Consider the following 18,379-nt stretch of genomic DNA (forward strand, 5'->3'; position numbering starts at 1 on the left):
CAGGCGCTTTTATCTCCCCAAGGTAGACAGATTTTCGCTCAACGCAAGATTGATGTGGAACCTGTCTTTGGGCAGATAAAGGCTTGTTTGGGTTACAAGAGATGTAATCTGAGAGGGAAGCGTCAAGTGAGAATTGACATGGGATTGGTACTTATGGCCAATAACCTCCTAAAATACAATAAGAGAACGACTCAAAATTAAAAAGCTAGAGTTCCGCAATTGGGAAGCTCTAGCTTTTTTTGTGGCTGAGAATTATTTTGTCCCAGGCTCTAATTATTATCTTAAACCTAGTTGAGCCAATTTAGTCTTATATGCTTCAAAATCAATCAAAAGTCCTTGCCCACCGTACATGTCATAGGCATCTACCCAGTCACCATATTCTGGAATAGTAACACGATCAATTCCTTTTTGACCGCTTGTTGCAACCGACAGGCCGTTGGTCAAGAGAAAACTATAGGGAACATTTGTAGAAGTTAAAGCAAAGATCTTACCCAGAGCTTCTGAACCTGTAAAAAGCTTGGTTGGATCTTTAACTTGCTGGACAATGGCTGTAATGACCTCTTGCTGCCGTCTTGTCCGTCCAAAATCCCCTTCATCATCCTTACGGAAACGTGCATAATTTAGCAAAGTTCGACCATCCATGCGTTGCTCACCTACCTTGATGGTCTGATTAGGAACAACGCCATCTTTCATATTTAGGTCATCAGGAACCTCAACTTCACTCACCTTTTCACCACCGACGGTTGAAAACTGCGCATTCATCTTGACTCCGTTTGGGAACAGTGTATCAATAGCCGTTGCAAAGGTAGAGAAATCGACCATTGCATAGTATTTGATATCAATATCAAAGTTATCTTTCAACATCTGGCGAACTAATTCTGCACCTTGATGGTTATTTTGCTCACCGATACTATAAGCTGCATTGAGTTTTTGGTCATAATTTGAACCGTAACTCACTCCATCGATATTGACTAGAATGTCACGCATAAAACTAACTAGCTTGATCTTGCCATCTTTATTCCCGACATTAAGAACCATAATAGAGTCTGTCCGTGTCTCTTCAGAGCTTTGACCAATTCGTCCATCCGTTCCTAAAATGAGAATATTCGTGCCATCTTTTGTATCCTGACCATTAAAAACTTCAGTCTCCGCTGGTTTGGCATTGGGATTATTATGGGCGGTAAGGAGACCTTTAAAGAACATCAAGACCATCCCTAAAACAAGCAAAATAAGTGCTAAGGCCAGCCATTTCAAAATTCGTTTAATGCGGATTTTCTTGCGTGGAGCCGCTGATTTAGAAATGGTATCATTTTCTAAATTTTGAAGTGAACTAGCTTGTGTTCTCTGTTTTTTTCGCTCACTCCGACTTAAATTTTTGGGATAAACAGGTAGTCCATTTTCTGTCAATTCTTCTTGCCTGTTTGTTTCTTGATAACGAGGCAAGTTATCAACTGACTGATGATGTGATTCTCTGGGATTTTCGGAGAAATTTGCTAGACCAGCACGTTTGCGATTGAGATAATCGTATTCTTCTTGTTCTCTGCTATTAAGATAATGGTAATTTTTATAAAGATAGTCCAGTCGCTTACGCTCATGGTGAGTCAGATTATCTGTCTCTCTTGACATGGGTTCTCCTTTTTACTTTTCAAATAGTGTAGACTCGATAAGAGCCCAGAATTTTATAAGCAATGCCGATAGCCGCCAGCTCCTGCAAAGCGTAGGTCACTAAATCTGGCTGGCTGTGATTGACATCGATGATGAAAAAATATTCGCCTAAAGCGGTTTTGAGCGGGCGACTTTCGATTTTGGTCAGGTCAATTCCCCGCCAAGCAAAGGTCGACAAAGCCTTATAGAGCGCCCCCGGTAGGTTGTTAGGCAGGGTCAAAGCCAGCGTCATTTTTTCTTCCTCTTTTGCCAAATCCAAACTGATTGGCTGGTGCCCCAAAATCCAAAAACGAGTAAAATTCTCTGCCATTTCTTGAATATCTTGGGCAATGACCTCTAAGCCGTATTCTTCGGCTGCCGAATGCGGCGCAATGGCTGCAAAAGGCTGGTCTTTGTGCTCCGCAACAAAACGTGCGGCATAGGCTGTGCTGGCAGTGATTTCTGTCTGCGCTTCAGGATAATGCTCTTGGATGTACTTTTTCCCTTGAGCCAAAGCCTGCGGGTGCGAATAAATGGTGCGGATAGTTTTGTCCTTGCTGGTCGCCAAGAGCTGCTGCTTAATCGGCTGCACGATTTCAGCCACAGACTGGATTTGCGCCTGATGAAAAAGATAGTCCAAGGTCTCATGGACGCTCCCTTCAATCGAATTTTCCACGGGCACAACCGAGTAATCCACTTCGCCTGCCTCGTAAGCCTTAATCACTTCTGTGATATTTTGGTAGGGCAGGAGAGTTTCATGTGGAAAAGCCTTCTGCGCCACGTGGTGCGAAAAAGAGCCCTTGGGACCTAAAAATGCTACAAACATCGAATAATCTCCGCAATTTCTTCGGGTGTCTTGTCCGCCACTTGAATAGTATGGGTCGCAATGCCCTCGTACAAATGCTGGCGCTCGTCAAAAATCTTCTTGAATTGCTCGCGCGTATTGTTGAGGTAGAGTGGACGGTGCATTTCCTTGTCATTTTCGATGCGCTCGTAGAGAGTATCAAAGTCCACTTGCAGGAAAATGTTGTAATCGTTTTGCTCCAAGAGCTCACGGTTGTGCGGATTGACGACAATCCCGCCTCCGGGTGAGATGATAACCGCTCCTTGGTTGAGCAGGCGCTCTAGAGTTGCTGCTTCGATTCGGCGGAATTCGGCTTCGCCTTTCAGTGCAAAAAAATCATTGATTGACATGCCGATTTCTTCGGTGATGATTTCGTCCATATCGTGAAAGCTAGGGTCAAGAATACGCCCAACGGTCGTTTTGCCTGCACCCATGAAACCTAGTAGAATTTTAGCCATTCGTTAATTCCTCCAAATCAGTAAAAAAGCTCGGATAGCTGGTGTTAATCGCTTCTGCTCGCTCGAGCTCGACCTCGCCTTCTGCGACCAAGAGAGCCGCAATCGCTGTCATCATGCCGATACGGTGGTCGCCCAAGGTATTGACCTTAGCAGCATGCAAAGGGGGTCTTCCCTTGATAATCATGCCGTCAGCCGTCGGAGTAATGTCTGCACCCATGCTATTTAAAGCGTCAGCCACAACCTGAATGCGGTCGGTTTCCTTGACCTTGAGCTCCTCGGCGTCAGAGATAACCGTCCTACCCTCTGCTTGCGTGGCTAGAAGCGCGATAATCGGTAGCTCATCAATCAAGCGCGGAATAATCTCGCCCTTGATTTCCGTGCCATGCAGCTCTGAAGTCTCGACCGTAATCGTTGCTGATTTAGCAATCTCATCGACATGAGACAGACTAATCTTGCCACCCATGGCCTTAATCACATCCAAAATCCCTGTTCGCGTTTCATTGATACCGACATTTTCAAGGACAATCTTAGAATGCGGCACAATCAGTCCAGCAACCAGCCAGAAAGCGGCGCTGGAAATATCTCCCGGCACGCGCACTTCCTGCGCGGTGAAGGCTTGTCCGCCTTCTACACGGATTTCCTTGCCCTTGACCGTGAGCTTGCCACCAAACTGGGCAATCATGTCTTCGGTGTGGTTGCGGGTCAATTCTTTCTCGATAATAACCGACTGACCCCGCGCCTGCAAAGCCGCAAAAATAAGAGCGGACTTGACCTGAGCCGATGCGACTGGCAACTGATAATGAATGGGCTTCAAGTCACGGCTGCCCCGCAATTTCAAAGGTGGCAAATCGCGCTCCGTTTGCCCAGCAATCTCTGCGCCCATTTGCCGTAAAGGAATGGTCACGCGATCCATAGGACGCTTGGAGAGACTGTCGTCGCCAAACATCTCTACAGCGAAATCTTGCCCTGCTAGAAGACCTGAAATCAAGCGAATGGAGGTACCCGAATTGCCCATATCCAGCGGTTTCTTAGGTGCTTTGAGCCCGTCAAAACCGACGCCGTGAATGCGCACGATTTGCCCGTCGTCTTCAATCTCAACACCTAAATCGCGAAAAACCTGCATGGTCGAAAGCACATCTTCGCCTCGTAAAATGTCGTAAACTGTGGTGACACCCTTTGCCAAACTCCCAAACATAATAGAGCGGTGGCTAATTGACTTGTCACCGGGCACGCGAATTGCGCCCCTCAAACCCTGACTATTTATCTGTAGTTTCATGGGCAACCTCATACATTCATTTCCTAATATTCTATCATAAAAAAATAGCGAATACAAATTTACTCCGAACAAAAGCTGGAGTTCTTCGCCTGAATGACTGGACTTGGCAAATTTTCTCAAAACCAAGCAAAAAAGAAGCAGGCAAGCCCACTTCTTCTTTTTATTTTTCTTTGATGCTTTCGGCTGCTAATTTACCAGATGTCAGCGCCCAAGCGTTGTTGGCTCCTGACGGCGAGTCCGTTCCCATGACCCCGCCGACCACTTCACCCGCGGCATAGAGCCCTTGGATGACTGCACCCTTGGTATTGACAACTTCCAAGTTGGTATTGACAACCAAACCACCCATTGTCGTTGCAAAACGCGGTTTTTGCTCGATGAGATAGTAAGGCCCTTGCCCGACCGGCTTTTGCAGGAAGCGACTTTCACGGTGGAAATCCTTGTCCTCACCTTCTGCCACAAATTGATTGTAGCGCGCGACAGTATCAGTTAGAGCTTTTCTATCCATACCAGCCAAATCAGCCAGGTCTTCCAAATCATCAGCATGGAAGAAATATGGCGTCACAGAGCCGTTATTTTCCAGCCACTGGTCGATGTCCGCCTTAGAAATCCCGCCTTCGGCCACTTCCTCGCGGAAAATCTCAAAGTGCTCTTGGTCAAGCAGGAGATAGAGGACTTTCGGCTCTTGCTCCATAAGTACATCTAGGATGTCATGGTTGCTTGCCCGCTCATTGACTACACGCTGACCGTTGGTATTGACCAGCAGCCCATTTTCACGCAGAACGGCGATATTACCGCCAATAGTGGACTTGGCAGTCCCTTCTGCCACTTCGACCCCGTTAGGATAGATTTTCCCTTGGTCAAGCAGGACAGTCGCAGCGTCAACACCAGAAGCCTGCGCCATGAGCAGCCCCTCACCCATAGATGAGCGCGTTCCGTAGAACAGCACGTCCTTCAAGCGTTTTGGCAGCAAGTCTTTGTTGTTACCATAGCCACCTGTCGTTAAGACGACTGCTTTGGCAGAGATACGGTGGATTTTCCCATTGTCCTCGATGGCGATGAGACCCGTGACATTACCCTGTCCGTCGGTGAATAATTGCTGCGCCTTGGTTTGAAGCAGGAGCTGAACAGACGAATTGCCCACTTTAGAACGAACGGCAGCGGCAAAGCCGTGCCCACCGTCAGCATAAGCCAACTCGCGATCCTTGCGGTATTCTGCTAGCACATGGAGGCCGCCCGCCATATCATACTCCACGCCGACATAGTCATGCACCCAGTCGGTCGTTTGACCGATATTTTCAGCCAAGAGAGTCAACAACTCGCGGACATTGAGATTGTTTCCGTTTTTGAGGAAATCCTCCACCATGAGCTCAACCGTGTCATCTGTCACGCCCGCTTCTTTCTGCAAGCGCGAGCCCATAACGACTTGATTTCCGCCTGACACGGAAATAGCTCCACCGATAAAGCTCAATTTTTCAAGCAGGATAACAGACAAGCCCAGCTCTTCTGCCCGCAAGGCAGCTGCGATACCAGCCGCACCCGCACCGACAACAACGACATCGACTTCTTCTTCGACCACTTCCTTGGACAGCTCGACCGTCGGTTTTTGCCGCGCTTTGAGAACATCCACCGCGTCTTGATTGCTGGCCAAAAGAACGGCGTCAGCCACCCCGTCAACCACTCCTTGACTGGTTGTTGAAGCACCGGAAACAGCGTCAACATTCAAAGTCTGAAATTCGATGATTTGCTGCGGTAGGCGCTCAAAGACCATGTCTGACAAGCCTTCCGACTCGCCACTGCTATCAATTTCAATACCTGCAATTTTATTTTTGCTGAAGGTAACGACCATAGGTAGGTCACTATTGTGCCCTTTAGCTGAGACGTGGTATTCGCCCTCTTTGAACTCCAAGGCTTTCCCCATAAGCTCAACCAAGCGCTCGGCTTTTTTGATTTCAGCGTCCGTGTCCTTGATGAGCTGGAAACTCTCGTCCATGAATTTCCAGAGCGGAGTCGGGATGACTAGATTTTTACGGTCACGAATATCGGCAAAAGCCTTGACCGTCTTGTCCTCGCGAATCATTTCCACCCAGTGGGGCTCAACCAAGAAGCCCTTGGCAACAGCGACCAAATCGTAACCGATTTCTAGCGCATTATCAGCGTCAGCTTTTTGCAAAATCCCACCGACACCGATGACTGGAATCTTAGCCAGCGTCTCGCTACGCGCCGCCAGATACTTAGAAATCAGCAACTCAGGGTCATCAGCCTGCACAATCGAATTGCGGGTATAAATCCCCATAGAAAAATGGAAATAATCTAAATTTTCCTCTGCCAGAGTATTGAGCAAGTACATGGTATCGTCGAAACGAATGCCCGGCTCCTCCAGCTCTTCTGGTGAAAAACGGTAGCCCAAAATGAAGTTTTCAGCGCCTTCTTCGGCAATGACTTGCTTGGCTGCTTGCACAACTTCCAGTGGAAATTTCGCCCGTTTTTCAATCGTTCCACCCCAAGCATCGCTTCGACGATTGGAATGAGGGGAGAAAAATTGCTGAATTAAATAGGTATTAGCGCCGTGAAGCTCAACACCGTCAAAACCAGCCTTAATCGCCCGACGGACTGCTTGAGCGAAATAGTCAATCATGTCCAAGATTTGGCGGTGGGTCATCTCAGTCGGCACTGGCGCATTGGGACGCAGAGCCGCAACACTGCTGGCAGAAATCGGCTGCTCGCCCTTATTCATATCAGGGAAAGCCATGCGCCCTGCATGATAAATCTGAATAATGGCTTTTGAGCCCTTTTCCTTGATTGCCTCAGCCAGACGCGACAAGCCCTCAATCTTATCGTCGCTGTCAATCCCGATTGCTCCAAAGAAACCGCGTCCCTTGTCCTCGACAAAGGCACTCTCTACGATGACTGTACCAACCTGCCCCGAACGATGAGCATAATAGTCAATCAACTCATCGGTCAAATTCCCGTCATAATAAGCTGACTCGGTCGTCATCGGCGCCATAAGAATTCTGTTTTTGAGGCGGGCACCTGACGCCAAGGTCACTTGATCAAATATATTTTTTGTCATCTATTGTCTTCCTTTTATTTACTTGCTAAGGAAAAAGTCCTAGTTAGATGAAAGATAGCTAGGACTTGATAGCATGCTTAGCCTTTTAATTTCAGGGTTTCAAGCATTTGCCGCAAAACGGCAACAGGTACTTGCCCCGGAGCGGATGCTTTCTTGGCAGCGCCAAAAGTCGCTGATGAGCCGAAAACCTCACCACTAACACGGCTAACCATACCCAAGGCTCCCATAGACATGGTAATCAAGGGTCTACTTGCCTTCGCTTTCATTTCTGCTGTAGCTTGGAGCAGGGTCAGCACATCTTGGTCAGACTGCGGCATAACGGCAATTTTACAGATGTCTGCATTCTTTTCTTCCATGAGGCTGAGGCGGCGGACAATCTCTGCTTGGCTCGGTGTCGCGTCAAAGTCGTGATTGCACATGACAATCTTGACCCCTTTTTCATGTGCCAGCTTAATGGTCGCCTGCACTGGCTCCTCTGGCATGAATAATTCCACATCTAGAAGGTCAGCGCAGCCATTTTCCAAAACTTCCCCGTAAATCGCAAAATAGGCTTGGTCGGAAAGTTCCAGCTCGCCCCCTTCTTTCTTGGTACGGAATGTCACCAGCAGCGGCTTTTGAATGGCCTCCTTAACCTTGTGAGACAGAGCGGCTACTTGGCTGGGTTCCTCTACTTTTTCAAAGAAATCAATGCGCCACTCAATCAAGTCGCAATCCAAATCACGTGCTTGCTGCGCTGCTTCTAGGATTTCACTTTCTGTCCGCCCAACAAGGGGGACGATAATTTTTGGACGTCCCTCACCCAGAGTGACATTTCCAACGGTAACTGTATGTGTCATGAAAATTCTCCTATTTAGAAGTATCGACCGTTTGATGATAACGGATATAAACGATAATGGCAATGACAAAGCCAATAGCAGCAAAGACAGTGTCTAGCAACATGATGTTGCGAACGTTTGAAGCCTCGATAGATGCCGCCCAAATTGGCACGACAAAGGAAGCAATGGAACCAAAGGTATAGAAAATCCCTGTAATCGTTCCTTTTCCGGCTGGGAACATTTCTCCCATAACAGTCAAACCAAGCTGCATAACGCCACCAGCGGCGAAGAAGCCGACAGCTGCTGCCCCGATTTGAATTACCAGCGGGCTAGGGAAGAGCCACATAGATGCAATCGAAACCAGAGACATGAACGTGTAGACCAGCATGAGGTTGACAGAGCGCAATTTGAGCCCGACAATGGCTGTGAAAGCCACACAGAGCAGAGAGCCTGTTGAGTAGCTTGAAAGCAGCAATTTTGAAGCGGCTTCTGACATGCCCGCTACATTTTGCCCGTAGGTTGAGATGAATTGGGAAATCAGGTAGAAGGTTGCTTGCGAAATAAATCCATAGATAACAAAGGCAACTCCTTCCAGCCAGATTTTTGGTTTGGATTTGAAAGTAACGGCTGAAACGTAGGCTTCCTCGGCATCTCCCTTTTCTGCTGCTTCTTTGGCGTCAGCATCTGGGAAAGGCAATTTCCAGACGAGGAAAATATTGAGGAAGAGAACGACGGCTGCAATCCAGAAAGCTAATTGCCAGAAGCCCATAGCTGAAGCCGCAATGATGATGAAAGGCAAGATAAATTGTCCGATTTGCACCGCTGCCTTAATCAAGACATTGGCTGTACCAGCATGTTCTGGGAAAGACTCCATAAGCGCTGGATAAGTCCCTGAGTCAAGGAAAGAATTAGCAATACCAGCTAGGACTGTCAAAATCATGGCAACAAGCGTATTCGGGCTGTAAATCAAGCCCAAGAAGTAAAGAATGTAAGTCGCAGACCCCAGCATAACAAAGGGCTTGCGGCCAAACATGTCGGACAAGCGACCAGACACTAAGATAGCAATCAAGCGACCGATTCCCAGCATGGCAACAACGCTCATAACCTCTTTTACACCAGTGCCCCATTGCAGAGCCAGTTGCTCACGGTGTTGGGAAATAATAATCACCCCAATACCATGAATGACATAGTTCAGATAAAGCGACAGAGCGGTTGGTAAATAACGATTTTTCATATAACAACAATTTCCTTTTTCATTTTAGTTTTGCTTAAAATAAGACTGATTTGACGTAGTCAACTGGCATGTCTTCGCCAGTGATGAGCTTGAAGGCTTCTGCTCCTTGATAGAGCATCATGCCCAAGCCGTTAAAGGCAACTTTTGCCCCGTTTTCACGCGCGAATTTCAAGAGTTTGGTTTCAGCAGGCGCATAAACAACATCCATAATAGCAAGGTCTGGACGAATAACTGCTGGATCTTCAATCAAGGATAGGTCTTCTTGCGGTTTCATACCAACGCTAGTCGCATCAATATAAACAGAAGATTCAGCGATTGATTTTTTGAAGGCCTCTTGGTCTTCTAGCGGTGTAATCGTTGCTTTGCAGTCGGTATTTTCTAAAATCTTGCGCACGGTTTCTTGACCATTAGCGTATAATTCGTCATCGCGGTTGAAAATCCGCAATTCCTTGACACCGTCCAAGGCTGCTTGAATGGCAATGGCGGTTCCTGCACCACCACAGCCCGTAAGGGTCACAATGCGGTCTTTGATGTCAATTCCTTCGCTTTGCAGCGCCCGCATAGCACCTGTACCGTCGGTCACATGACCAACCAGATGTCCGCTTTCGTTTTGGTTGACAACAGTATTGACCGCACCGACCAGCTTAGCCGCTGGTGACAATTCGTCCAGCAAAGGAATAATGGCTTGCTTGTTTGGCATAGAGACGTTAGATCCTTGAATTTTCAGAGCACGGATCCCTTGTACCGCGTCAGCCAAATCTTCATTTCCCACTTCAAAAGCAAGGTAGGCATAGTCCATACCTTTTTTAGCAAAGGATTCATTCCACATGGTTGGAGAAAGACTGTGACGGATAGGGGTAGCAATCAAGCTAACCAGCAAAGTGTGACCATTTAAACGTTCTGACATAATATCATACCTCGTTCTTTTTTGATAAAATAGTTATTTTTCTGGCACAATCTCTTTTTTAAAAAGCTTTTTATAGCGAATTTTGACAATCCATGTTGCCAAAATGCCGACCAAGGCTAAAAAGAAATTGTAGAAAAAAACTTGATAAAGTGACCGCTCAGCCATGAGCCCCGTTAAATAAGGCGTGACCATGACCGACAAGGCAGTCGTGAGCGAATAAAAACTTGTCACCATACCTCGATTATTGGGGAAAAATTCTAGCAAAAGGGCGAGACCCAGCTGCCAAATTCCGCCAGCCGCAAAAATTCCCATAGCTAAACTAGCTAGAATAATGGAAAAAAGCGAAGGCATAGCGAGCATGTAAACTAGAGAAAAAGCAGTAATAGTTAAGCAAATCAAAATGAGATTTACAATATTGACCTTTTTCTTGACAATAAAGGAGGTCAAAAAGACGGAAACAAATGAAGCAACACTATAAATACTCACGAATAATAGGCTGTCTTCATTTTTTATCGCCAAAACCTGCTTGGAAAAATTTGGAATCCAGAGAATAAAAATATTGAATAAAGAGACGGATACGAAGGAAAAAACCATCAAGGCAAGTCCCTCTACTTGTATCTTGGCCTTGGGAATAAAGGACTGAACAACTTCTTTATGACGATCTATCTTGCTTTCAGGATAGGCAAAGCGGGTCAGAAAGAAAAAATTGCACAAAAGCCCCAAGGCGCTGGTTAGAAAAGTCCAAGCAAAATAAAGATGATGCTGGAGCGTCCAGCGCGTTAGCAGAGGAAAAATGAATTGGCCAATGGAAATAAAGGCTTTGTTGAGAACGCTGAGCGCACTATTATCATTTTCTGACGGAAAAGCCTCGACAACGATTGGATAGGTACTGGTATCTAGAAAGGCATTGCCCACACCAGCCAATAAAGCAACAAGCAAGGCTTGAAGATAATTGCTCGTCAGAACAAGACCTGCAAAAAAGAGGACATAAGTTATCACTCCCAGCAGAACCGTCATTTTTCTCCCATAACGGTCGGAAAACCAGCCCGAAAAATTTAAACTAAGGATTCTCCCTAAACCTATGGCACTAACGACCAGGGTGACCTGACTAAGGCTAGCCGACCACTGCTTTTGAAACATGGACAAATTTTGCGAAATAGCGATGGCCGCAATTCCTTGAAATATGTAGTTCATGTACAAACTGCCGATTAATCCTAGGTATTGTTTACGATGTGGCATATTCTCCTTTCTAATCTAACATGTGAATTTTATCACATGATGTAATTGATACGCTTACATTATACCATATTTACAGCATCAAGTCTAATCCTTTATTAAAAATGTAGAAAATTTACGAAAATTACACCGCTCTTTTCAGAATCTTTTTCAACAAAAAAATCCCATAAATCAAGAGAATTTAGGGATTTTACTTTTTATAAAATATGAATACAAATCGAGCTGTCGGACTTGTATTCTTCGACATCGTAGCGATAAGAACGCTTGAGCTCGCCCGTTTCCTCATCTTGCCAAATCTGACCCCACACCGCCAATTTTTGCCACCATGTTTTGGTCTGAAAAATTATTGGTTCTGATTGTTTGATAAGAATAAAGCGTCAGCATATCCCCCTTATTTTAGCAATTCTTGCACAGGGTCAAAGATAATGCGCTCGATGTCTGATAGGTAGATAGAAAGTTGCTGCTGCTTACCAAAGAAGTCCGCCAGCACAGCGTTGGCTTGGATTTTTTCACCGAAAGCCTGCATTTTTTCCTGCAATTCTAGCGTAGGCATTTGCCCTGTCTGTGCCATGACTTGCAATTCCCCTTGAAAAGCAAGGTAGTCGTCCAAGATTTGCTTGGCTTCGCTATCTGCGTCCACTGCTTTTTTGCTCTCAGCGACCGCTTGGTATTCTGGCAAATCGCGCAAACCGCGCGCCAATTCGTTAGCTAAATCATAGATATTTGACATGGTTTCCTCCTCAGTCCAAAAAGACTTGATATTTTGTATTCTCTCTTATTATTTTAGCAGATTTTTCTAAATCTTCACGATTTTTAAAGGTGATTTGGAGAATTCCGTTGATGTCCTCACGATTTTCTTCGTTGATGCGGATATTGACAATGGAGGTCCCCCGCAGCAATTCCAAAATTCCCAGAATGGCATCTTCTTCGTCGGGTACATTGATAAAAATGTCATAAAAGCTATCTACACCCGCACGTTTGTGGATTTCCATGCTCTTTCGCACCTGACGTCCATGGTCGAAAAATTCCCAAATAGCGTCTGACTTTTCTTGCTCGAGCCAGGTTGCGACCTTGTCCAAGCGGTCTTTGAAATCCTCAATCCGCTCCAAAATCGTCTGGCGGTTGGTCAAGAGAATACTGGTCCACATGCCGGGCTCGCTCTCAGCAATCCGCGTCATATCGCGAAAACCACCCGCCGCAAAATGCTGGGTCATAGGGTGCTCGTCCGTGTAGCTCCCCGCCTGCTCCATGAGGCTCGATGCCAAAATGTGCGGAAAATGGCTGACTTGACTAGTCACTCGGTCGTGTTCACTAGCTTCGATTTCCACAAAGCGAGCATGGAGGCCTGACAGGAGGTCTTTCATTTCCTCAATCGTTCCTGACTTGGTCAAGCTAGACGGCGTGAAGATATAATAAGCATTTTCAAAAAGATTGACATCAGCAGCGATAGCCCCCGACTTGTGACTGCCCGCCATTGGGTGCCCACCGACAAAACGCACCGCTTTGTCCGCCAGATACTTGTCAGCTGCCGCCACAATCTCCGCCTTGGTAGAGCCAGCATCAGAGATAATGACATTTTCTTTCAAGTCCAAGCCAGCTAGCTCTTTTAAGAAAGTTAGCGTCTGCTCAATCGGTACTGCCAAAATAATTATGTCAGCTAGAGGCGCAAAGGCTGCAAAATCATCTGTCGCTCGGTCAACCATACCTTTTTCCAGTGCGATATTGCGCGACTGCTCGCCACGATTGTAGCCCAGGATTTCATATTCAGGCTGTCCCCGCTTGATTGCAAGAGCCAAAGAAGCCCCAATCAAGCCTAGCCCTGCAATATACACTACTTTTTTTGCCATGGAACCTCCTCAACTTATAGCTAATCTAAAATCCTTTCACGTAGTCCCTGTGCGCTTGCACCGCTGCTTGCAATTCTTCCAGATTGTCCGATGAGAATTTCTCCAGCACTTCTGTCGCAAGAACGGTCGCTACGACACTTTCCATGACAACAGCCGCTGCTGGAAGAGCTGTCGGGTCGCTTCGCTCCACTGTCGCCTTGTAAGGTTCATGCGTCTCAATATCAACACTCATCAGCGGTTTATAGAGGGTCGGAATTGGCTTCATCACCCCGCGCACAACAATAGGTTCGCCATTGGTCATCCCGCCTTCAAAACCGCCCAGATTATTGGTGCGGCGGGTAAAGCCAGCTTCCTTGCTCCAGATGATTTCGTCCATGACTTGGCTGCCCTTGAGCCGCCCCGCATCAAAACCGACACCAAATTCCACACCCTTGAAGGCATTGATAGAGACAACTCCTTGCGCCAGCTTGGCATCCAGCTTCTTGTCCCATTGGACAAAAGAGCCCAGCCCCACAGGTACTCCACCGACAATGGTTTCGATAATGCCGCCAATGGTGTCGCCGTCTTTCTTGATTTGGTCGATGTAAGCCTTGATTTCATCTTCGCGCTCAGGCGTGACAATGGAAACCTCGGATCGGCTAGCGGCTTCTTTGATTTGAGCGACAGTCAGTCCGTCTGGCACATCAATGTTAATGCCGCCAAAAGTCACGATATGGCTGGCAACTTCCACACCAATTTCTTCCAAGAGGCGCTTCGCAACCGCACCGACTGCTACTCGCATGGTTGTCTCCCGCGCGCTAGAACGCTCCAAAGAATTACGCAGGTCAGAAAAGCGATATTTCATACCGCCGACCAAGTCAGCATGCCCCGGACGAGGCTTGGTGATTTTGCGCAGATTTTTCTTCTTGTCCTCCACATCGGCGACATTCATAATATCCAGCCACTTTTGGTGGTCAAGATTGGTGACATTGAGCGTAATCGGGCCACCCATAGTCAAGCCGTGGCGAACGCCGGAGGTAATTTCTACTTGGTCACTTTCGATTTTCATCCGCGCACCGCGACCGTAGCCGCCCTGCCGGCGTTTAAGCTCGGCATTGATGTAGTCTGCTGTAAGAGGGAGCCCTGCTGGAACTCCCTCAATAATAGCTGTTAAGCGTGGACCGTGCGACTCACCGGCTGTTAAATATCTCATACTTCTTTCTCCAAATATTCTTTCATTTCTTCCAAGTCAACCTGATAAATTCGGGCAGAGGCAAGCTCTGGCACCAGAACAATTTTGATTGTATTGCCACGAGCTTTTTTATCATGGGTCAAAGCCTGATACAGTTTTTCCTTGTCCCAAGGGCTATAAAGAACTGGCAGACCAAATTTCTGACACATGGTCACAATCTGCTCTGTCAAACCCGCTCGAATCAAGCCTTTTTTCTCAGCAATTCTCGAAATCTGCACCATACCAATAGCAACAGCTTCGCCGTGCATGACCTGTCCATAACCCGCCGTTGCTTCGATAGCGTGCCCAATGGTGTGACCGAAGTTCAGATAGAGGCGCACGCCATTGTCCAGCTCGTCCTCAACCACGACCTTACGCTTGACATCGCAAGAATGATAAATGATGCTTTCGGCGTGCTCGATAATCGACTCCGGACGACCGTCCATTTCGGTCAGCTCCTGCCAAAGCTCAAAGTCTGCAATGAGACCGTATTTGACAACCTCGCCCATGCCTTCGATGAGCTCGCGCTTGCCCAGCGTTTTCAGTACTTGGGGGTCAATCAAGACACCGTCTGGCTGGGCAAAAGTCCCGACCATATTTTTAGCGCAGGGTGTATTGACACCGGTCTTGCCGCCGATTGAGGAGTCGACCTGAGCCGTCAGACTGGTCGGAATTTGTACAAAATGAACTCCGCGCATGTAAGTCGAAGCTACAAAGCCTGCCAAATCACCGACAACGCCACCGCCCAACGCCACAATCCCGTCGCTGCGCGTCAAGCCAACCTTGACTAAAAACTCATACACCTTATTGACAACCTTAAGATTTTTGCTGGCTTCGCCCTCTAAAAAATCAAAAACATAGGTCTCAAAACCTGCGTCTTCTAAGCTCAATTTGACCTTTTCGGCATAGAGAGCTGCCACGCGATTATCCGTTACGATAACGACCTTTTGCGGTTGCCACAAGCCTGCCAGCCACTGTCCTGCCTGCGTCAAGCAGCCATTTTCAATGACAATATCATAAGGATGATGCGGTAAGTTTACATTTAGTTTCATCGTGACTTCTCCTCGCTTATTATCGATACTGTTTTTCTAGCTCTTTCCAGATAAGCTCAACAGGCATAGCTTTCCCCGTCCATAGTTCAAAAACTTCTGCAGCCTGATAGACCAGCATGCCTAGACCATTAACAGCTGTCGCGCCTTGTGATTTTGCCAATTTTAAAAAAGGTGTTTCAAAAGGCTGGTAAATAACATCTGCCACTAAAATTTCTTTAGGAAAAACAAAATTACTTGGTACAATGAGGGACGTCCCGTCCATGCCGACACTAGTTGCATTGATAAACAAGGCAGATGATTCAACCATTTTCTGTAAGAGTGCTGAATCTCTCAAAGAACAAATAATAATCGGAACACCTGTCTTTTCTGCAATCTCTTCAAATTTTTCTCGTGTTTGATTGAGTGAGCTAGACCGTCCAAAAACGTAGATACTAGCTGCTCCATCCAAGGCAGCCTGCGCAACAATTGCCGTCGCTGCTCCACCAGAGCCAAGGATGGTCATGCTTTTATTTTTGACGGAAAAATTGGTCAAACTTTTAAAAAAACCTTTTCCATCCATATTATAGCCAATTAAACGACCGTTTTTATAGGCAACTGTACTAACTGCTCCGATCAGCTTTGCTTCTGGACTAAGCTCATCTAAAAATGGAATAACCTTCTGCTTATAGGGCATTGAAAGGTTGATTCCAAACATATTATAGCGACGAATATTTTCAACTGTTTCTTCTAAATCCTTGGACAAAATCTCCCAAGCTACATAAACACCATTGACAGCTGTCAAATCAAATGCAGCATTATGAATAAAAGGTGAAATGCTATGCTTGATCGGATTTGCCACTACCGCTGCCAATCGTGTGTAGCCATTAATCCGCATCGAGAACCTCACAAATTTCTTTCATATCATGAAGGGCAATCTGCCCTGGAGCCGTCCTTTCATCTAAACTTGAGAAAGACCAACTAGACCCCATAATATCACTAGCAAGACGCGTCAATCGTCCTAATTTTCCCATAGACATGGTCACATACTCTTGCTCAGGATTGAGCGTTTTAAAGCCACGAGTATAATTCATAAGATCTAAAACATCTTGTTCACTATGTGGCATTACAGAAATCTTTACAACTTTTGGTGTCAAACTTGTCAGTTCAGACATGATTTCCATAAGATTTTCAGGTGTTTCCTCAAAATTATGATAACTGAGAATCAAGTTTGGAAATTCCAACATTTGTTCAAAAATCTCTTTATGAACAAAGTACTCAAAATCAATATAATCTGGCTGGTAAAGATTGGCCACTTCCTTGATCAGAGCCACATACTCTTCTTCTGTTAGGTCAATATGACCACCTTCTCTGGTTGTCCGCAATGTAAAAATTAATTCTCGACCTGAAAATTTCTCAAAAATAGCTGGTGCTACCGCCAAAATTGTATCACGATCAAGATAATCCGCTCGCCACTCAATAATATCTACTCCTTCATAGTGTTTGACATCAATGTGCTGAGCTTCTTCTAAACTAGTTGGCATGATTGGAACCACAAGTTTCATTTGTCCACCTTAATCGTACATACCTTGAGGTAGTTACTACTTTCATCTTTTTTATTATAGGTAAAATCTGCTGGCAAACCGTACTCCGCTAAATAATGGTGTGGAGTGCCGAGCAAACCTTTTTCAATTTGTTCTTTAAATTTTTTACGGCTGACATTAGCCGCATTGGTGCTGGTAATAAGAATACCGCCAGAATTGAGAATAGCTAAAGATTCAGTTACTAATTTATGATAGTCTTTAGAAACTGAAAATGTTCGCTTTTTATTACGAGCAAAACTAGGCGGATCCAGAATAATTACATCATAGGTCAGGCCATGTCGTTTGGCATATTTGAAATAATCAAATACATCCATAACTACAAAGCGATGATTGTCAAGCGACAAATCATTTGCAAGAAAATGTGCCTCTGACAACTCACGACTCCGCTTAGCCAGATCCACTGAAGTCGTCGCTAAAGCTCCTCCCATACTAGCAGCCACTGAAAAAGCCGCTGTGTAGGAAAACATGTTTAAAACGTTTTTACCAGTAGCTAAACCATCAACTAAGCTAGCGCGCACATTGTGCTGATCTAAGAAAATTCCTGTCATCAAACCATCATTTAGAAAAACCTGATAGCGAACGCCATTTTCTAAAATCGTAAAACTTTCAGCTGCCTCATCTCCAAACAAATGTGCACTTTCATAATCCAATCCTTTAAAACGGATTTTCTCATAAGCACCACTAATCTCTGGGAAAACCTTCCGAAAAGCTGCTACGAAAAGTTCTCGCTGTTCATAAACAAAACTATTGTACCAGGAAAAAACAGCAAAACGATTATAAAAATCAATCGTCAAGCCACCAAAACCATCACCTTCTTGATTAAAAACACGATAAGCTGTCGTTAAATCATCTGCTGCGTAAGAAGTGCGCTTAGCCTTAGCCTTTTCAAAAAGTTCAACTAGAAAAGCTTCATCAAGACTGATAGGAGTATATGCTATTACCCAGCCAACCCCTTTATTTTGCGGAGCTAAATAAGCCGAGGCGAGAAACTTCCCCTCATCTGTCATTAATTCCACTTGTTGAGGAGCTAAATTTAGATTTGGAAAATCATTTTTATCTAAGATAACTTGTCCCTTCCTTATCCTCGTTTCTGTCTGGCGATTGACTTTCATTTTTTTCATAATCCATATTATATCAAAATTTAAGAATTTTCTCAAAAAATTTTACCGCTTTCAAAACGAAGATAAAGCAAATAGAATATAGAAT

Annotated in this window: 17 protein-coding genes; 1 reads left to right on the plus strand and 16 read right to left on the minus strand. The window is 45.6% G+C overall.

Going from position 1 to position 18,379, the window contains the following annotated elements:
• A partial coding sequence (locus A3I3_RS0100585) for a transposase (RefSeq protein ID WP_018370691.1) occupies positions 1-201 on the plus strand: 201 nt, incomplete at its 5' end.
• Between the two features lie 75 nt (positions 202-276).
• Here the strand turns inward: A3I3_RS0100585 and A3I3_RS0100590 are convergent.
• The 16 genes from A3I3_RS0100590 to A3I3_RS0100675 form a co-directional block, all read right to left on the minus strand.
• Positions 277-1,626, minus strand: coding sequence for an LCP family protein (locus A3I3_RS0100590; RefSeq protein WP_018370797.1), 1,350 nt, complete (start codon positions 1,624-1,626; stop codon positions 277-279).
• A 19-nt stretch (positions 1,627-1,645) separates the two neighbouring features.
• Positions 1,646-2,470, minus strand: a complete 825-nt coding sequence (gene pheA, locus A3I3_RS0100595; protein WP_018370798.1) for a prephenate dehydratase — start codon at positions 2,468-2,470, stop codon at positions 1,646-1,648.
• On the minus strand, positions 2,461-2,946 hold the full coding sequence (locus tag A3I3_RS0100600; RefSeq protein ID WP_018370799.1) for a shikimate kinase: 486 nt from the start codon (positions 2,944-2,946) through the stop codon (positions 2,461-2,463). The genes pheA and A3I3_RS0100600 overlap by 10 nt, the downstream gene beginning before the upstream one ends.
• Entirely contained in the window at positions 2,939-4,222 is a 1,284-nt protein-coding gene (gene aroA, locus A3I3_RS0100605) for a 3-phosphoshikimate 1-carboxyvinyltransferase (RefSeq protein WP_018370800.1), read from the minus strand. The genes A3I3_RS0100600 and aroA overlap by 8 nt, the downstream gene beginning before the upstream one ends.
• 160 nt (positions 4,223-4,382) lie before the next feature.
• Complete coding sequence (locus A3I3_RS0100615) at positions 4,383-7,292, minus strand: FAD-dependent oxidoreductase (RefSeq protein ID WP_018370801.1); 2,910 nt, start codon at positions 7,290-7,292, stop codon at positions 4,383-4,385.
• A gap of 77 nt (positions 7,293-7,369) precedes the next feature.
• Positions 7,370-8,128 carry a type I 3-dehydroquinate dehydratase gene (gene aroD, locus A3I3_RS0100620; RefSeq protein WP_018370802.1) on the minus strand — a complete coding sequence of 253 codons (759 nt, stop codon included), beginning with the start codon at positions 8,126-8,128 and terminating at the stop codon, positions 7,370-7,372.
• A 10-nt stretch (positions 8,129-8,138) separates the two neighbouring features.
• Entirely contained in the window at positions 8,139-9,341 is a 1,203-nt protein-coding gene (locus A3I3_RS0100625) for an MFS transporter (protein ID WP_018370803.1), read from the minus strand.
• A gap of 34 nt (positions 9,342-9,375) precedes the next feature.
• Entirely contained in the window at positions 9,376-10,248 is an 873-nt protein-coding gene (locus A3I3_RS0100630; RefSeq protein WP_018370804.1) for a shikimate dehydrogenase, read from the minus strand.
• 33 nt (positions 10,249-10,281) lie between these two features.
• A complete protein-coding gene (locus A3I3_RS0100635; RefSeq protein WP_018370805.1) occupies positions 10,282-11,487 on the minus strand; it encodes an MFS transporter in 1,206 nt (401 codons plus the stop codon).
• Positions 11,488-11,875: 388 nt separating this feature from the next.
• Positions 11,876-12,214 carry a YlbF/YmcA family competence regulator gene (locus A3I3_RS0100645; protein ID WP_018370807.1) on the minus strand — a complete coding sequence of 113 codons (339 nt, stop codon included), beginning with the start codon at positions 12,212-12,214 and terminating at the stop codon, positions 11,876-11,878.
• Between the two features lie 10 nt (positions 12,215-12,224).
• Positions 12,225-13,331: a prephenate dehydrogenase gene (locus A3I3_RS0100650; protein ID WP_018370808.1), complete on the minus strand. Its 1,107-nt coding sequence runs from the start codon at positions 13,329-13,331 to the stop codon at positions 12,225-12,227.
• Between the two features lie 25 nt (positions 13,332-13,356).
• Complete coding sequence (aroC, locus tag A3I3_RS0100655; protein WP_018370809.1) at positions 13,357-14,523, minus strand: chorismate synthase; 1,167 nt, start codon at positions 14,521-14,523, stop codon at positions 13,357-13,359.
• The gene (gene aroB / locus A3I3_RS0100660; RefSeq protein WP_018370810.1) at positions 14,520-15,593 is read right to left on the minus strand and encodes a 3-dehydroquinate synthase; all 1,074 of its coding nucleotides are present in this window, start codon (positions 15,591-15,593) and stop codon (positions 14,520-14,522) included. Before aroB ends, aroC begins: the two co-directional genes overlap by 4 nt.
• A 19-nt stretch (positions 15,594-15,612) precedes the next feature.
• On the minus strand, positions 15,613-16,467 hold the full coding sequence (locus A3I3_RS0100665; RefSeq protein WP_018370811.1) for a shikimate dehydrogenase: 855 nt from the start codon (positions 16,465-16,467) through the stop codon (positions 15,613-15,615).
• On the minus strand, positions 16,457-17,134 hold the full coding sequence (gene aroD, locus A3I3_RS0100670) for a type I 3-dehydroquinate dehydratase (protein ID WP_018370812.1): 678 nt from the start codon (positions 17,132-17,134) through the stop codon (positions 16,457-16,459). Before aroD (A3I3_RS0100670) ends, A3I3_RS0100665 begins: the two co-directional genes overlap by 11 nt.
• The gene (locus A3I3_RS0100675; RefSeq protein ID WP_018370813.1) at positions 17,131-18,294 is read right to left on the minus strand and encodes a class I SAM-dependent rRNA methyltransferase; all 1,164 of its coding nucleotides are present in this window, start codon (positions 18,292-18,294) and stop codon (positions 17,131-17,133) included. The genes aroD (A3I3_RS0100670) and A3I3_RS0100675 overlap by 4 nt, the downstream gene beginning before the upstream one ends.
• Positions 18,295-18,379: the final 85 nt, after the last annotated feature.

This window comes from Streptococcus massiliensis DSM 18628, from assembly GCF_000380065.1.
In the GTDB taxonomy this organism is placed as follows: domain Bacteria; phylum Bacillota; class Bacilli; order Lactobacillales; family Streptococcaceae; genus Streptococcus; species Streptococcus massiliensis.

Bases quoted from the DNA above. Each gene is read 5' to 3' on its own strand.
- A3I3_RS0100590 (WP_018370797.1), bottom strand. From the start codon at position 1,626: ATGTCAAGAGAGACAGATAATCTGACTCACCATGAGCGTAAGCGACTG.
- pheA (WP_018370798.1), bottom strand. From the start codon at position 2,470: ATGTTTGTAGCATTTTTAGGTCCCAAGGGCTCTTTTTCGCACCACGTG.
- A3I3_RS0100600 (WP_018370799.1), bottom strand. From the start codon at position 2,946: ATGGCTAAAATTCTACTAGGTTTCATGGGTGCAGGCAAAACGACCGTT.
- aroA (WP_018370800.1), bottom strand. From the start codon at position 4,222: ATGAAACTACAGATAAATAGTCAGGGTTTGAGGGGCGCAATTCGCGTG.
- A3I3_RS0100615 (WP_018370801.1), bottom strand. From the start codon at position 7,292: ATGACAAAAAATATATTTGATCAAGTGACCTTGGCGTCAGGTGCCCGC.
- aroD (WP_018370802.1), bottom strand. From the start codon at position 8,128: ATGACACATACAGTTACCGTTGGAAATGTCACTCTGGGTGAGGGACGT.
- A3I3_RS0100625 (WP_018370803.1), bottom strand. From the start codon at position 9,341: ATGAAAAATCGTTATTTACCAACCGCTCTGTCGCTTTATCTGAACTAT.
- A3I3_RS0100630 (WP_018370804.1), bottom strand. From the start codon at position 10,248: ATGTCAGAACGTTTAAATGGTCACACTTTGCTGGTTAGCTTGATTGCT.
- A3I3_RS0100635 (WP_018370805.1), bottom strand. From the start codon at position 11,487: ATGCCACATCGTAAACAATACCTAGGATTAATCGGCAGTTTGTACATG.
- A3I3_RS0100645 (WP_018370807.1), bottom strand. From the start codon at position 12,214: ATGTCAAATATCTATGATTTAGCTAACGAATTGGCGCGCGGTTTGCGC.
- A3I3_RS0100650 (WP_018370808.1), bottom strand. From the start codon at position 13,331: ATGGCAAAAAAAGTAGTGTATATTGCAGGGCTAGGCTTGATTGGGGCT.
- aroC (WP_018370809.1), bottom strand. From the start codon at position 14,523: ATGAGATATTTAACAGCCGGTGAGTCGCACGGTCCACGCTTAACAGCT.
- aroB (WP_018370810.1), bottom strand. From the start codon at position 15,593: ATGAAACTAAATGTAAACTTACCGCATCATCCTTATGATATTGTCATT.
- A3I3_RS0100665 (WP_018370811.1), bottom strand. From the start codon at position 16,467: ATGCGGATTAATGGCTACACACGATTGGCAGCGGTAGTGGCAAATCCG.
- aroD (WP_018370812.1), bottom strand. From the start codon at position 17,134: ATGAAACTTGTGGTTCCAATCATGCCAACTAGTTTAGAAGAAGCTCAG.
- A3I3_RS0100675 (WP_018370813.1), bottom strand. From the start codon at position 18,294: ATGAAAAAAATGAAAGTCAATCGCCAGACAGAAACGAGGATAAGGAAG.